14 protein-coding genes and 2 tRNA genes are annotated in these 13,591 nt (G+C 44.0%); 14 read left to right on the forward strand and 2 right to left on the reverse strand.

The annotated features are described in order from the left end of the window. The first annotated feature begins 24 nt into the window (after positions 1 to 24). From ACN6MV_RS09635 to ACN6MV_RS09680, 10 genes are all read left to right on the forward strand, one after another. Positions 25 to 411 (forward strand): VOC family protein, encoded by a 387-nt coding sequence (locus tag ACN6MV_RS09635; protein ID WP_042125994.1) that lies wholly within the window; start codon positions 25 to 27, stop codon positions 409 to 411. A gap of 180 nt (positions 412 to 591) precedes the next feature. Beyond that, the gene (pnpS, locus tag ACN6MV_RS09640; RefSeq protein ID WP_042125996.1) at positions 592 to 2,388 is read left to right on the forward strand and encodes a two-component system histidine kinase PnpS; all 1,797 of its coding nucleotides are present in this window, start codon (positions 592 to 594) and stop codon (positions 2,386 to 2,388) included. Positions 2,389 to 2,496: 108 nt separating this feature from the next. Continuing rightward, positions 2,497 to 3,225 (forward strand): response regulator transcription factor, encoded by a 729-nt coding sequence (locus tag ACN6MV_RS09645; RefSeq protein WP_042125998.1) that lies wholly within the window; start codon positions 2,497 to 2,499, stop codon positions 3,223 to 3,225. A gap of 199 nt (positions 3,226 to 3,424) precedes the next feature. Further along, positions 3,425 to 4,180: a phosphate ABC transporter ATP-binding protein PstB gene (pstB, locus tag ACN6MV_RS09650; protein WP_042126000.1), complete on the forward strand. Its 756-nt coding sequence runs from the start codon at positions 3,425 to 3,427 to the stop codon at positions 4,178 to 4,180. Positions 4,181 to 4,253: 73 nt separating this feature from the next. Next, the gene (gene phoU / locus ACN6MV_RS09655) at positions 4,254 to 4,913 is read left to right on the forward strand and encodes a phosphate signaling complex protein PhoU (protein ID WP_042126002.1); all 660 of its coding nucleotides are present in this window, start codon (positions 4,254 to 4,256) and stop codon (positions 4,911 to 4,913) included. Between the two features lie 236 nt (positions 4,914 to 5,149). Continuing rightward, positions 5,150 to 7,819 (forward strand): DNA polymerase I, encoded by a 2,670-nt coding sequence (gene polA, locus ACN6MV_RS09660; RefSeq protein ID WP_419886225.1) that lies wholly within the window; start codon positions 5,150 to 5,152, stop codon positions 7,817 to 7,819. Between the two features lie 52 nt (positions 7,820 to 7,871). Next, positions 7,872 to 8,708 carry a DNA-formamidopyrimidine glycosylase gene (gene mutM, locus ACN6MV_RS09665; RefSeq protein ID WP_419886226.1) on the forward strand — a complete coding sequence of 279 codons (837 nt, stop codon included), beginning with the start codon at positions 7,872 to 7,874 and terminating at the stop codon, positions 8,706 to 8,708. 127 nt (positions 8,709 to 8,835) lie between these two features. After that, on the forward strand, positions 8,836 to 9,582 hold the full coding sequence (locus ACN6MV_RS09670; protein WP_419886227.1) for a manganese efflux pump: 747 nt from the start codon (positions 8,836 to 8,838) through the stop codon (positions 9,580 to 9,582). A gap of 9 nt (positions 9,583 to 9,591) precedes the next feature. After that, complete coding sequence (gene coaE / locus ACN6MV_RS09675) at positions 9,592 to 10,188, forward strand: dephospho-CoA kinase (protein WP_341111690.1); 597 nt, start codon at positions 9,592 to 9,594, stop codon at positions 10,186 to 10,188. After that, complete coding sequence (locus tag ACN6MV_RS09680) at positions 10,185 to 10,748, forward strand: lytic transglycosylase domain-containing protein (RefSeq protein ID WP_339290104.1); 564 nt, start codon at positions 10,185 to 10,187, stop codon at positions 10,746 to 10,748. The genes coaE and ACN6MV_RS09680 overlap by 4 nt, the downstream gene beginning before the upstream one ends. Before the next feature lie 79 nt (positions 10,749 to 10,827). Here the strand turns inward: ACN6MV_RS09680 and ACN6MV_RS09685 are convergent, their stop codons facing one another. Beyond that, positions 10,828 to 11,046: an alpha/beta-type small acid-soluble spore protein gene (locus ACN6MV_RS09685; protein ID WP_042126012.1), complete on the reverse strand. Its 219-nt coding sequence runs from the start codon at positions 11,044 to 11,046 to the stop codon at positions 10,828 to 10,830. 164 nt (positions 11,047 to 11,210) lie between these two features. Between ACN6MV_RS09685 and nrdR the strand changes: the two genes are divergently transcribed. The 3 genes from nrdR (at position 11,211) to ACN6MV_RS09700 (ending at position 12,005) form a co-directional block, all read left to right on the forward strand. Further along, positions 11,211 to 11,687 carry a transcriptional regulator NrdR gene (gene nrdR / locus ACN6MV_RS09690; protein WP_042126015.1) on the forward strand — a complete coding sequence of 159 codons (477 nt, stop codon included), beginning with the start codon at positions 11,211 to 11,213 and terminating at the stop codon, positions 11,685 to 11,687. A gap of 159 nt (positions 11,688 to 11,846) precedes the next feature. Then, positions 11,847 to 11,922 (forward strand) — tRNA-Ala (locus ACN6MV_RS09695). Positions 11,923 to 11,932: 10 nt separating this feature from the next. Further along, positions 11,933 to 12,005, forward strand: a tRNA-Lys gene (locus tag ACN6MV_RS09700). 216 nt (positions 12,006 to 12,221) lie between these two features. Here the strand turns inward: ACN6MV_RS09700 and ACN6MV_RS09705 are convergent. After that, complete coding sequence (locus ACN6MV_RS09705; RefSeq protein ID WP_419886734.1) at positions 12,222 to 12,377, reverse strand: putative holin-like toxin; 156 nt, start codon at positions 12,375 to 12,377, stop codon at positions 12,222 to 12,224. A gap of 173 nt (positions 12,378 to 12,550) precedes the next feature. On the opposite strand from ACN6MV_RS09705, the gene ACN6MV_RS09710 reads away from it, so the two are divergent. Then, positions 12,551 to 13,348, forward strand: a complete 798-nt coding sequence (locus tag ACN6MV_RS09710) for a recombinase family protein (protein WP_419886228.1) — start codon at positions 12,551 to 12,553, stop codon at positions 13,346 to 13,348. The last annotated feature ends 243 nt before the right edge of the window (positions 13,349 to 13,591 follow it).

Raw genomic sequence — 13,591 nt, forward strand, 5'->3', positions numbered from 1 at the left:
AGCTTGTCTAAAGGAGGTAGATGAATGGTACCGCATTATATTAGAAATGGTCTTCTGAATGTTACCCCGTATTTTATCGTCGAAGGTGCAGATCGATTGATTGAGTTTGTTGTGAACTGCTTTGATGCTAGAATTAATGATATGCTGCGGAATGATGAAGGAAAGATTAGACATGCCGAGCTGCGAATTGGGGATTCAATCATAGAGGTTTCTGAAGCTAACGAGAAATATTCACCAGTACAGCTCGCGATTCATCTCTATGTAAGAAATGTGGATGAGACCTTTCGTAAGTGCTTGGACGCCGGGGCATCTATCATTGAAGAACCTCTGGACAAGTCTTATGGAGAAAGAGGAGCGGGGATTAGAGATATTCAGGGCAATCAGTGGTTTCTTGCAACCTGCATAGAATGAAAACACGATATTTTACAAAAGTAATACAAAGTAACAGTCCAGAGATGATCAAACTGGGCTGTTATTTTTATATAATCTATTATAGTGGGGATTTGTTTCACGAAAATAGTAGCACTGGTTTTTTGATGAAAATGAAGTTAGGATAAAAGATACAACGATAAAGGGAGAGGCACACTTTAGATGAAACCGTTTCGCGCGCGTCTTACGTTTATACTTATGGCCTTAATCGGCATTTCCATGATTGGCACTGGATTTACGATGGCTCATCTGTTTAAGAGCTCCCATATAGCTGCTCTCGAAGAGAACATGTCCCGGGAAATAAATCTACTCGCTGGTACATTGGAATTTGTAGATATGGATGGCTCTAATGCAATTTCGTATTATACGGAGCAGGCTGAGCATATCGCCAAGCTTCTAGATTCCCGGATTACTTTTATTGGTAAGTCAGGTAAAGTTTTAGGGGATTCAGAGAAAAATCCGCTGGAGATGGACAATCACTCTGATCGTGAAGAGGAGATTGTTGCGGCAAAAGAGGGGACTGGGCGAGCCATTCGTTACAGCGAAACATTGGATCGCGAGATGCTTTATGTAGCTGAGCGGGTAACATCGGATCAGGGTTTTGACGGATACATTCGGGTCTCGATGGGACTTGATGCAGTAACGGAAGGGCTTAATCGTGCTTGGATGATAATGGCTGGGGGTCTAGTTGTTTTATTCCTGTTAGCAACTATTGTTAGCTATAAAGTGGCATCGAGCATGACTTCACCGCTTGAACAAATTACGAGAGTCGCAAGGCGGATAACAGATCTTGATTATGATGCAAGAGTCCACTTGAAGCGCAAAGATGAGGTTGGGCAGCTGGCAACAGCGATTAATGCCATGGCTGACAGTCTTCAGGCTCAGCTTAAGACCATTCGTGATAATGAAGATCTGCTGCAAAGCGTACTGGACAATATGACTGGCGGCATCATAATGATCAATGCGGACGAAGAAATTGCCCTGCTAAACCGGGCTTCGGAGCACATGCTGGATGTTAGCAACAGTGAAATGGCGGGACATTCGTACAAAGAGCTAAAGCGTCATTATGAACTGACTCGTCTGCTTGAAGAAGGGGTATCGAGTAAAGAACCGCTTCATGAAGAACGAAGTATTTACAATCCGAGAGAACGAATTATACGTATGGACGCAGTACCAATGATCCAGGATGGGTCCTACAGAGGGATGCTCTTCCTTCTGCAAGAGGTAACAGAGATACGTCGACTTGAGCGGATGCGGAGTGAATTCGTCGCTAACGTATCTCATGAATTGAAGACGCCGGTTGCTGCTGTTAAAGGTTTTGCTGAGACCTTGCTGGGTGGTGGGGTTAAGGATGAGAAGACAGCCCGTTCCTTTTTGCAAATTATTTATGATGAGAACGAACGTTTAAATCGATTAATAGGAGATATTTTAGAATTATCTAAAATCGAATCAAAACGTGTGCAGCTCGATTGTTCACCGGTTCATATCATTGAATTCTTTGATTCTGTGCTAGGAACCATTAGCAAAGTGGCTGAGAAGAAGAATATTAGTCTTAATGTTGAGGTTCCTGAGGAGCTGTTCATTGAGGCAGACGAGGATAAACTGCGTCAAATTTTTATGAATTTGCTCTCCAATGCAATTAATTACACGCATGAAGGGGGTAGCGTAAAAGTCTATGTTAAGAATATACTGAAGCCAGATGGTTCTGAGAATGTTCAATTTACGGTTACCGATACAGGGATGGGCATTCCCAAAAAGGATCTGCCGCGTATTTTTGAAAGATTTTATCGGGTGGATAAGGCAAGATCCAGAAGCTCCGGCGGAACTGGGCTGGGGCTGTCTATTGTGAAGCACTTGGTAGATATGCACCATGGTGTGATTTCGGTAAAAAGTGATTTGGGGATCGGAAGCTCATTTATTATTGAGTTGCCGCTCTTGCAGGAAGAAAAGGTGGATTAGATTTCTGTAAATTCACCTTTCGATTTTACACCAAGTTAACATTATGGTGATATGATTGTTTTGTTGTTGTTTTGTAAAAATCAAACTATATGGAAGACGGGGGAACCTATGGCTCAACGATTGCTTGTCATTGAAGACGAACCGACACTGGCCCGGCTGCTGTCCTATAACTTAACGCAGGAAGGTTACGAGGTGACAGTAGAGGATCATGGTACGGCAGGATATGATCGTGCGACGAGGGAACCTTTTGACTTGATCGTATTAGATCTGATGTTGCCAGGTATGAATGGCATTGACATCCTTGATAAATTGCGTGGACAAGGTATCCGTACACCTATTATTGTGTTGACCGCCAAAAATGCGGAAGAAGATGTAGTTAGAGGATTGAAATCAGGTGCTGATGATTATATCACCAAACCATTCGGCGTCTCCGAACTACTTGCAAGAGTAAGTGCTGTCCTTCGGCGGATTTCTGGACTTGCTGAAGAAGCACCGACAGAAACACCCATCTCTGCTTCTACCATTATTTTAGGTCAATTAGAGATATACCCTGAGAGATATGAAGTCTCCCTCGGTGGGCATAGTATTAACTTGCGGCCTAAAGAGTTCGAAGTACTGTTATATTTGGCGCGTAAGCCAGGAGTTGTGTTGACGAGAGATGATCTCATGAATGCTGTATGGGGCTTTGATTACATTGGCGGACAGCGTACAGTGGACGTACATGTGAGTTCACTCCGTAAAAAGCTTGAGCTAGATCCAGAATCGGTTCATATCGATTCGATTCGGGGCGTAGGCTATAAACTGGTTGTTAATAAAAAGAGAGCTCCGGTCATTTAGGATGACTGGAGTTCTATTTTTTCTATACATTTCATAAATAAGAATAGTTTGGAGTACTAGTTAGCTTCTGGGGAAATACTGTGATGTGAATCCATTCATCTCACTGATTTTACATTGCGTTAACATTTCTCTCCAACTGTATTTACACTAAAAGCTTATCATGGAGATCGAAGATGATGAGAAGGAGACGTAAACACTAATGAAATCCATCATTGACATAGAGAATCTTGATCTCTACTATGAGTCGTTCCACGCACTGAAGAATGTGAATCTGCAAATTCCGGAGAAACAGGTTACCGCTTTTATTGGACCTTCCGGTTGCGGGAAATCCACATTGCTTCGCACATTGAATCGTATGAATGATATGATTCCTGGCACACGTATAGAAGGAACTGTAAACATCGGTGGCAAAAATATTTATAGTGATGAGGTAGAGGTGGAAAGTCTGCGTAAGCAGGTCGGTATGGTGTTTCAACAGCCGAATCCTTTTCCGAAATCGATTTACGACAACGTAGCTTACGGTCCCCGTCTACACGGCATCCGCTCCAAAAGTGAGCTGGATGAGATCGTAGAAAAAAGCTTGCGTCACTCCGCCCTATGGGAGGAAGTGAAAGATTTTCTGAAGAAATCTGCCCTTAGCTTGTCCGGTGGACAGCAGCAACGGCTGTGTATTGCTAGAGCGCTAGCAGTACAGCCTGATATTCTGCTGATGGATGAGGCAACCTCTGCACTCGACCCTGTATCCACACTCAAGATAGAAGAGCTTGTTCAGGAACTAAGAAATGAGTATACAATTGTTATGGTTACTCATAACATGCATCAGGCGGCACGTGTTTCCGGTCGAACTGTATTTTTCTTAAATGGTGTAATTGTAGAGGCGGCGGACACAGAGGTGCTTTTCTCGAACCCTAAAGATTCCCGCACAGAAGATTATATTTCCGGACGTTTCGGCTGATCAGTAGTAAAAGGGTGCTCGTCCCTGGAAATGGCAAGCTGACCATACGTTAATGAGGAGGATCGCTCTTATTATGATTCGCAGAAAAGAATTTGATAAAGACTTGGAAGAGCTGCGCAGTCTGCTGCAGCAGATGGGTGAGCATGTTAAAGATGCTCTTGAAGGTGCAATTAATGCATTACAAAATCTAGATACAACGCTCGCACAGGAAGTTGTTGAAGCGGATCTACAGTTGAATGCCATGGAAGATAAAATCATGGAAATTGGCTCACGCTTAATTATTACGCAGCAGCCCGTAGCTAAGGATTTGCGCCGCATTATCGTTGCCTTTAAGATTTCAAGCGATTTGGAACGCATGGGTGATCTGGCGCTTGATGTAGCTAAGGCGACCATGCGTCTACAAGGCCAGCAGTTGATTAAGCCGCTTGTAGACATCCCTCGTATGGCTGAAATCGTGACAATTATGATCGATGAGGCAATCCAGTCCTATCTGGATGAGAACACTGATCTGGCTTATAAAATGGCACAGGATGATGATCAGGTCGATCAATTGTATGGTGCGATGATTAATGAGTTGTATTCTTATATGGTAACAAAGCCGGAGACAGTATCCCAAGCTATGTTATTGACGCTGGTAGGCCGTTATATCGAACGGATTGGCGATCATGCTACTAACATTGGTGAAAGTGTAGTTTACTTGGTTACCGGTAGTCGTCCAGATTTGAATGAATAGCTTTGATTCAAAAGATGTTTGTTACTTGTCGTAACTGCGGAGAATGTTTGGACTTTCGGCCGCTGTTGTCTCCAAACCTCTCCTCCATTACTTGCACCATCACATCTTTTGTTAATTTTAGGTAAATTAAGTAGCCGTCCTTATATTAGGACGGCTACTTGTTGTATAGGCGTTTCTACTTAGACAGGCCATATGTTAATATGTAAGGAGTAAGCATGATAAAGGCGAGGTGCACTATGGACAAGTTGATACTTATAGATGGAAATAATATTATTTACCGCGCTTTCTTCGCGATGCCCCCGTTAACGAATACAGCAGGGCAACAGACGAACGCGGTGTACGGTTTCACAACGATGCTGCTCCGTTTAATTGAAGAACATAAGCCGACGCATATGATTGTTGCATTTGATGCAGGGAAAGTCACATTCCGGCATGAAGGTTATGAGGATTATAAAGGCGGTCGGCAAAAGACACCTCCGGAGCTCTCCGAGCAGTTCCCGCTATTGAAAGAATTGCTCACTAATCTAGGGGTACCGCAGTTTGAAATTAGCAATTATGAGGCCGATGATATTATTGGAACCATTTCTCGCCAAGCCGATGAAGCAGGCCGGCAGGTTATGATCGTGTCGGGGGATAAGGATATGCTTCAATTGGCTTCTGAACACACGACCGTTGCGCTAATCCGCAAAGGAGTTACTGAGGTTGAGCTTTATGGACCGGAACAAATTCGTGAGAAATATGACCTAACCCCAGAGCAGATCATAGACCTTAAAGGACTGATGGGCGATGCGAGTGATAACATTCCGGGAGTTCCCGGTGTGGGTGAAAAAACTGCACTCAAGCTGTTGCATCAATTCGGATCGGTTGAAGGTGTATTAGCGGGAACAGGTGAGCTTAAAGGCAAAATGAAAGAAAAGCTGGAAGCTCATGCAGAAGACGCTGTAATGAGTAAGAAACTGGCGACCATCTATCGTGAAGTGCCTCTGGAGCATTCATGGGATGATATGGTCTTTAACGGAATTTCTGCGGATACAGCTGGGCCTGCACTCGCTAAATTGGAGTTCAAATCACTTTTGGAGCGCTTAGATCTAAGTGCCTACACTCCTGTTAATGATGGTGAAGAAGGTGCTGCAGAAGTAGAAGCCGCGACCCTTGATATTACGATCGTGGGTGAAAATGAACTGGAGACGCTGAATGAAGCGCTGCCTAGTATTTCTGCATTACATGTGGAGTCCAATGGGGATAATCCGCATCGTGCTGAGGTAATCGGGGTAGGGTTATCTTCTCTGGAGCGGCATTATTATGTACCGTTTGAATTACTGCAGACACCAGCTGCTGCGAAGCTGCGCGATTGGTTAGGAAATGAAAAGGCTCCGAAGAGCGGCTATGATCTTCACCGTGCAGATTTGGCGCTCCATTGGCAAGGCATTGCTTTTGCAGGTGCGGCTCATGATGTACAGTTGGCGGCTTATTTGCTGGATCCGACGGAAGCTAATCAGAACTTAAATGATCTAGCTACTAAATACGGCTTACCACGCTTATCTCCAGATGAAGAGGTATTCGGAAAAGGTGCTAAATACAAGATTCCTGAGCTTGAAATCTTAGGGAATCACGTCGCACGTAAGAGTGCTGCGGTTCTTGGGATTGCTCAGAAGCAACAACAGGAGCTTGTCGAGACAGCGATGACCGGACTGTTCGAAGATTTGGAGATGCTTTTATCACGTATTCTCGCGGATATGGAGAAACAAGGAATCGCAGTCAACGAAGAGGATCTTAAAGAGCTAGGTAAAGAATTCGAAGCTCAAATTTCTAAGCTGGTCACTGAAATATACGAATTAAGTGGCACGGAGTTCAATTTGAATTCACCAAAGCAACTGGGTGAAATTTTATTCGTTAAGCTAGGTTTGCCTGTTGTTAAGAAGACGAAGACAGGCTATTCCACCGATGCTGAGGTGCTTGAGAAACTAGCGCCTTATCATGACGTGGTACGTTTGATTTTGCAATATCGCACGATTGCGAAGCTCCAGTCTACATACGTAGAAGGACTTCTTAAAGAAATATCTCCGAAAACAGGAAAGGTGCATACCTTCTACCGGCAGACGATTGCGGCTACCGGACGTCTCAGCAGTCAATATCCGAACCTGCAGAACATTCCTATCCGCCTAGAGGAAGGACGCAAAATCCGTAAGGTGTTCGTTCCGTCCGAACCGGGTTGGTCGATCTTGGCAGCGGACTATTCGCAGATCGAACTACGAGTATTGGCACATATCTCTGGTGATGAGCGGATGAAGGAAGCTTTTCTACATGATATGGATATCCACACGAAGACAGCGATGGATGTGTTTGGAGTTACGGCCGATCAGGTTGATAGCAATATGCGCCGTGCTGCTAAAGCCGTTAACTTTGGGATCGTGTATGGAATCAGTGATTATGGTCTGTCGCAGAACTTGAATATTCCTCGTAAAGAAGCCGCTCAATTTATTGAGCAGTATTTCGAGGTATACCAAGGCGTGCGTCGATATATGGACGATATCGTAGTGGAAGCACGGAAACATGGTTATGTAACCACATTACTGGAACGTCGTCGTTACTTGCCTGAGATTAATGCGAAGAACTTTAATCTACGTTCTTTTGCGGAACGTACGGCAATGAATACGCCTATCCAAGGAACTGCCGCTGATATTATTAAGCTGGCGATGGTGCATATGGACAAGGCACTTTACGAGCGCGGGCTAAAGAGCCGTATGCTGCTTCAGGTGCACGATGAGCTTGTATTCGAGGTACCAGAGGATGAAATGGAGCTCATGAAGACGCTTTTGCCGGAAGTGATGGGTGGAGCATTGCAGTTATCTGTGCCGCTTAAAGCAGAGGTAAGTTTTGGCAGCAATTGGTACGAAGCGAAATAGGCTCCCTTTAAGGTGTGCATATCAGCTATAATGTAGTTGAGGTGAAGACATCATGCCGGAATTACCGGAAGTAGAGACAGTCAAGAGAACACTGAATGATTTAGTTAATGGAAAGCAGATAGAGAGTGTAACCGTCCGGCTGGCTCGGATAATTCAGCGACCGGATGATATTCAGGCTTTTGCCAACCTGCTCGCAGGTCATAGCATTGTTAATGTTGAACGAAGAGGGAAATTTTTGCGCATCGTGCTAGACGGTCTGGTGCTGGTATCTCATTTACGGATGGAAGGCCGTTACGGACTTTTTTCGAAAGATGATCCACTGGACAAGCATACACATGTGATATTCCATTTTACCGACGGCACGGAACTGCGTTATACGGATGTTCGTCAGTTTGGTACGATGCATCTTTTTCAGATTGGTGAAGACCTTCAGCTGCCTCCTCTTAATAAGCTAGGGCAGGAACCGCTGGAGTCGTCCTTTACGCCGGAGAAGTTTAAGCAGATTGTATCAGGCAAAAGCACAAAAATTAAATCGCTGCTGCTGAATCAGGAATATATCGTCGGCATAGGTAATATTTATGTAGATGAGTCGTTACATCGTGCAGGGATTCATCCAGAAGTCAGCGCTAAGGATCTATCGGATGATCAACTCGATCAGCTACATCACGCTATTGTCAGCACGCTGACGGAAGCGGTAAACGCTGGGGGTTCATCTGTAAAATCATATGTGAATGGTCAAGGTGAGAGCGGCACTTATCAACAACAGCTGTTGATTTACGGTCGTAAAGATCAGCCGTGTAATAACTGTGGAACAATGATTGAGAAAACTGTTGTAGGTGGCCGTGGCACGCATTATTGTCCAAGCTGTCAGCGCAAGTCAGAAAACTGAAGATGTAATTAGGTTGGCACCCACTACTTGTCCCGCCCATATACTGTGTGAAGAATGCTTAATAGAGAACGGAAGCTGATTGAAGTATATTGTTCAGTGTTCCGGTTCTTCACAGGAGGGATTGCGGGTGCTCAGCCCATTTTTTTCACTGCTATTACTAGCTTTTGCTTTGAGTTTGGATGGTTTTGGTGTTGGTATTACATATGGACTGCGTAAAATGAAGATACCATTGCTCTCCGTTCTGATTATCTCGCTTTGTTCGGGGGTAGTTATCTGTGTATCTATGCAAGTGGGTGTTCTGCTTGCTAAGGTAGTGTCTCCACATGCAGCTTCTGAGGTTGGCGCTGTTATACTCGTGCTAATGGGTTGTTGGTCGCTCATTCAGATGCTAATGCAGAAAGAGAAGGAACAGACTGGTGAACGTAAAGTAGATCGTGAAGAAAATGTGCTATCCACAGAAGCTAGGGCAGAGATAGCTGTTGATACTGAAGATGTCGCAGAACAGGCTGTCACAGCTCCTGAGCAAGTAAAGTCAGCTGTCTTTTCCCTTGAGCTACGGCGGTTGGGGATTGTTGTACAGATCTTGCGTACACCATCATCTGCGGATATGGATGATTCCGGAAGTATTTCTTCGATGGAAGCGATGCTGCTCGGAATTGCCCTCTCACTAGATGCCTTTGGAGCCGGACTAGGCGCAGCACTACTCGGTTTCAATCCAATATGGACATCACTTACAATTGCTCTGTTTAGTGGTACATTTCTATTGCTGGGCATGAAGACTGGATTAAAATTCGCCGGGAACTCCTGGATGAAGCATGCTGCTGCACTACCCGCGTTATTATTAATTACAATGGGAATACTGAAGCTATTATGAGGTGAGTACATGATTATTGGCTTAACCGGAGGCATTGCATCCGGAAAAAGCACGGTGTCCGCACTGCTTGTGAGCAAGGGAGCGAGGCTGGTTGACGCGGATGTGATCGCCAGAGAGGTTATGCTCCCCGGTCATGAGGTGCTGGCTGCGGCTGTGAAACAATTCGGAAGCGAGATCCTCTCTCCGGATGGCACACTGAATAGGGGCAAGCTGGGGGACATTGTATTTCAAGACCCGGCGGCCCTGCAAGCCCTGAACAATCTGACGCATCCCGCAATCCGGCGGGAGATTAAAGAACGTATGAACAGCATGGAGGAAGAAGATCCAAAGAAGTTAACAATTGTGGATATCCCTCTTCTTTTCGAATCAGGACTCGAGAACATGTTCCATGAAATACTGGTGGTCTACGTGCCTCGTGAAGTGCAAATCGCTCGATTAATGGAACGTAACGGACTTTCTTTAGAACAAGCAGAAGCACGCTTAAATGCACAGATGGATATTGAAGCAAAGCGTAACAAAGCGGACTATATCATTGACAACAGTGGCGAACTTGCGCACACTGAGCAACAGGTTGCTGTTCTTTGGGACAGGCTGGGCTTATCATGAAATGGTTACGTAAAAAAAGAGTCCTTCTTCTGTTATTCATTGGTTTTACTGCGATATTGTTTCTGAGTACGAACTGGATGTCCTGGTTTTATCCGATCCATTATAAAGATGAGATCCGTAAGCACAGCGTTACGTACGATATTGACCCATTCCTAGTGGCTTCAATTATCCGAGTGGAAACGAACTTCAAAACTGGACGAGAATCCAAAAAAGGTGCTATAGGTTTAATGCAGCTTATGCCGGATACCGCCAAATGGGCCCTTGAAAAGGCCAAGCTCCCTGATGTATCTATGGAGGAGCTAAAGCATGAACCATCAGCAAATATTGAACTAGGTACCTGGTATCTTTCAACATTATCCCGTCAGTTCGAAGGTAAACGTACAGCGGTTATCGCTGCATATAATGCTGGACCGGGTAAAGTTCAAAAATGGCTGGATGAGGGGATTTGGGATGGAACGGATGCTACCATTAAGGACATTCCGTTTGGTGAAACCCGCCATTATGTACAGCGCGTCAACTATTACTATGATCAGTACACGGATATTTACAACGAATTCTAAAACCGTGTTATGTATAAAAAGAAGTACTAAACGATCTTGCGATCGTTTAATACTTCTTCAGTAAGCTTATGTGGACAGGTTATTTGTATTGACCTGCCAATTGTTGTTCTGCCAGGGTTACAAGACGTTTAGTGATGTAACCACCGATCGAACCATTTTCATAAGAAGTTTTATTGCCTTGGTAACCATCTGGGGAAAGCGTGATTCCGAGTTCTTGGGCAACTTCATATTTAAGTTGTTCCAAAGCACCGCGGGAATTTGGAGCTACAAGGTTATTGGAGCTGTTGTTTTGGCTCATTGCTGTTCACCTCCTCTGTTGGTAACTGTATTATGTGCCGGACTTGCCATAATCATTACAACAAATAAACGGTGATTTCTGGAAAAAATGAAATAGCCCTTCAAAAGCCGGATGTTTAACATACCGGGACAAAAAACATTATGTAATAGGAAGTGATGAAGCTTATGAAATGCCCTTACTGCGATCACACAAATACTAAAGTACTCGACTCGCGACCAGCAAATGAGAATAAGTCCATCCGCCGCAGGCGTGAATGCGAGCGTTGCAGCAAACGGTTTACAACCTTTGAAATGATCGAGGAAACTCCGTTAATCGTGATCAAAAAAGACGGCAGCCGTGAGGAATTCAGCCGTGATAAAATACTTCGGGGCTTAATACGTGCCTGTGAGAAACGGCCTGTCTCTGTAGAACGTTTAGAGAAGATCGTCTCTGAGGTAGAGAAATCCCTGCGAGGTATCGCCGTAGCTGAAGTGGAGAGCCAACAGATCGGTGAACTGGTTATGGAACAGCTCTATCCAGTAGATGAAGTCGCATACGTTCGTTTTGCGTCTGTATACCGTCAGTTCAAGGATATTAACATGTTTATGAAGGAACTGAAGGGTCTGTTATCTAAGAGCACTGGGGATCTGGACAGATTGTAGGGTTGTGGCTAGTCTAATGACTAAAAAAAGTGTTGACAGCGAAGGCGATTTTTTATATTATATAGGAGTCGCCTACGGCGCTTGAGTTTGTCAGAATGACTTAAATACACCGAACTTGATTCTAAAATGTGTGATTACATACATCTGAAAATTACGTTTGGGGCCATAGCTCAGCTGGGAGAGCGCATCGCTGGCAGCGATGAGGTCAGGGGTTCGATCCCCCTTGGCTCCACCAAACTTCATATGGACTCTTAGCTCAGTTGGTAGAGCAGTAGACTCTTAATCTATTTGTCCAGGGTTCGAGCCCCTGAGAGTCCATCCTAAAGAAACGGCAGAAATGCCGTTTTTTTGTTGTTCAGGAAGCGGATTGACTTTTTATTTGGTTTTGATCATGGTATAGTTTGGGTAGATAAATCGTACAATGCAAAGAGAGCCGTGCGGAAACACGGCTCCCAGTGCAATAGCCGCTTTTAAGGGCGGCGGCTTTCAGGTATTACGGGCAGAAATAGACCGCATCCTTTGGACTAGGGCGGTCTATTTCTTTTTGAGGTAATTTAGCAAAGCAATAATGAACATGCCGAACATGAACATCAGTGACAACGCTTGATAAACCTCCATGGCATCACCTCCCTTCGGGGAGATTAGCCGACCGCCCTTGCAAGCCGTTCTATTGCTCGATAAGTATAGCATATTATGGGAATATAGTAAGCACGGATGTTCTTGTTTTTGATCTGATTGGTTCCGCAAAACCTCATATTATAAATATTGACTCCAATCAAAGAAAATTCATAGTTAAAGAAACAGATGAGGTGCTGTTTCTTTTTTGTTTTCATCTATTTTAATTTTTATTATAGCAAGGAAATATGATGGTGGATCAGGAAGGTTATGGTCGATATCTGATCGCCAAGATGCTTAATGAAAAAGGAATTAAAACAAACAAAGGTAAAGTTTGGGCATCTATCTCGACCAGTGTCGTTCTACGTAACCCGATGTATATAGAGTATACAATTTACGGAAGAGGAACTGATAAAGAAGTTGTCTCTAGGAAACGGAATACAGAACTGGTTATTATAGATGAGGCTAAATGGGCACGAGTCCAAGCCATACGAGAAAAGAGAAATCCCGAGAATACAAAGAAGAAGGGCATCGAATGTGTACTTAGAAATACGAAAGGGTCATTATTGTTGGTTGGAATGGCGAGATGTGGTCATTGCGGAAATCCACTAACAACAACTTGGAGTACAAAAAAATATACTCGTAAAGATGGTACGGAAATAGTGAAGCGTGAGGCTAAGTATCGCTGTTCAGGGAAGGCACTTCAAAAAGTGAAATGTGGTGGTAAAAAAATCCATTTCTCGATCTGTCTGGAAGGGATTGTGCTAGATGAAATATATGCTTCTCTGGATCAACTAGAAACGGTGGACCTGAAAGAGCAAATAGAACAAATAAAAAGTAGAAACTCTGGGGACGAGGAAAAAGCTTTACGAAAGCATCAAAAGCTGACGGATAAAGCCAAAATGGAGCTTTCAAGACTCAAAGATGAGGTATTAAAAGTCATCATGTGGAAAAGTCCTCTAGATAGAGAGATGGTAAACGAGATGGTTAAGAAGAAAGAGAGTGAGGTATCCTTATTACTAGCAAAGCTAGAGATGTTTGAGTAGGAGCTCAATTCTAAAAAGGTAGAACAAGTTGAAATACAGGCTCTCCAACCTATATACCTGTTTGGCGCGAGGTATTTAAGAAAGCTTCTACTGCTAAAAAGAAAATGATGCTTAGTACGATTATTGATTGTGTTAGGGTTTACCGAGATTCAGTAGAACTGACGTTGAAATTGAACATTAGCTCGTTTTTAGCGACTGCAAGTGCAAGTAGTCTAAAAGGTAATGATTTGAATGCTGGTGATA

The organism is Paenibacillus sp. B-A-8 (assembly GCF_048572915.1).
Taxonomy (GTDB): Bacteria; Bacillota; Bacilli; order Paenibacillales; family Paenibacillaceae; genus Paenibacillus_AQ.

Coding starts and splice junctions, on each gene's coding strand:
- nrdR (WP_042126015.1), top strand. CDS start 11,211: ATGAAATGCCCTTACTGCGATCACACAAATACTAAAGTACTCGACTCG.
- coaE (WP_341111690.1), top strand. CDS start 9,592: ATGATTATTGGCTTAACCGGAGGCATTGCATCCGGAAAAAGCACGGTG.
- phoU (WP_042126002.1), top strand. CDS start 4,254: ATGATTCGCAGAAAAGAATTTGATAAAGACTTGGAAGAGCTGCGCAGT.
- ACN6MV_RS09705 (WP_419886734.1), bottom strand. CDS start 12,377: ATGCTATACTTATCGAGCAATAGAACGGCTTGCAAGGGCGGTCGGCTA.
- mutM (WP_419886226.1), top strand. CDS start 7,872: ATGCCGGAATTACCGGAAGTAGAGACAGTCAAGAGAACACTGAATGAT.
- ACN6MV_RS09645 (WP_042125998.1), top strand. CDS start 2,497: ATGGCTCAACGATTGCTTGTCATTGAAGACGAACCGACACTGGCCCGG.
- ACN6MV_RS09635 (WP_042125994.1), top strand. CDS start 25: ATGGTACCGCATTATATTAGAAATGGTCTTCTGAATGTTACCCCGTAT.
- ACN6MV_RS09710 (WP_419886228.1), top strand. CDS start 12,551: ATGATGGTGGATCAGGAAGGTTATGGTCGATATCTGATCGCCAAGATG.
- ACN6MV_RS09685 (WP_042126012.1), bottom strand. CDS start 11,046: ATGAGCCAAAACAACAGCTCCAATAACCTTGTAGCTCCAAATTCCCGC.
- pnpS (WP_042125996.1), top strand. CDS start 592: ATGAAACCGTTTCGCGCGCGTCTTACGTTTATACTTATGGCCTTAATC.
- pstB (WP_042126000.1), top strand. CDS start 3,425: ATGAAATCCATCATTGACATAGAGAATCTTGATCTCTACTATGAGTCG.
- ACN6MV_RS09680 (WP_339290104.1), top strand. CDS start 10,185: ATGAAATGGTTACGTAAAAAAAGAGTCCTTCTTCTGTTATTCATTGGT.
- polA (WP_419886225.1), top strand. CDS start 5,150: ATGGACAAGTTGATACTTATAGATGGAAATAATATTATTTACCGCGCT.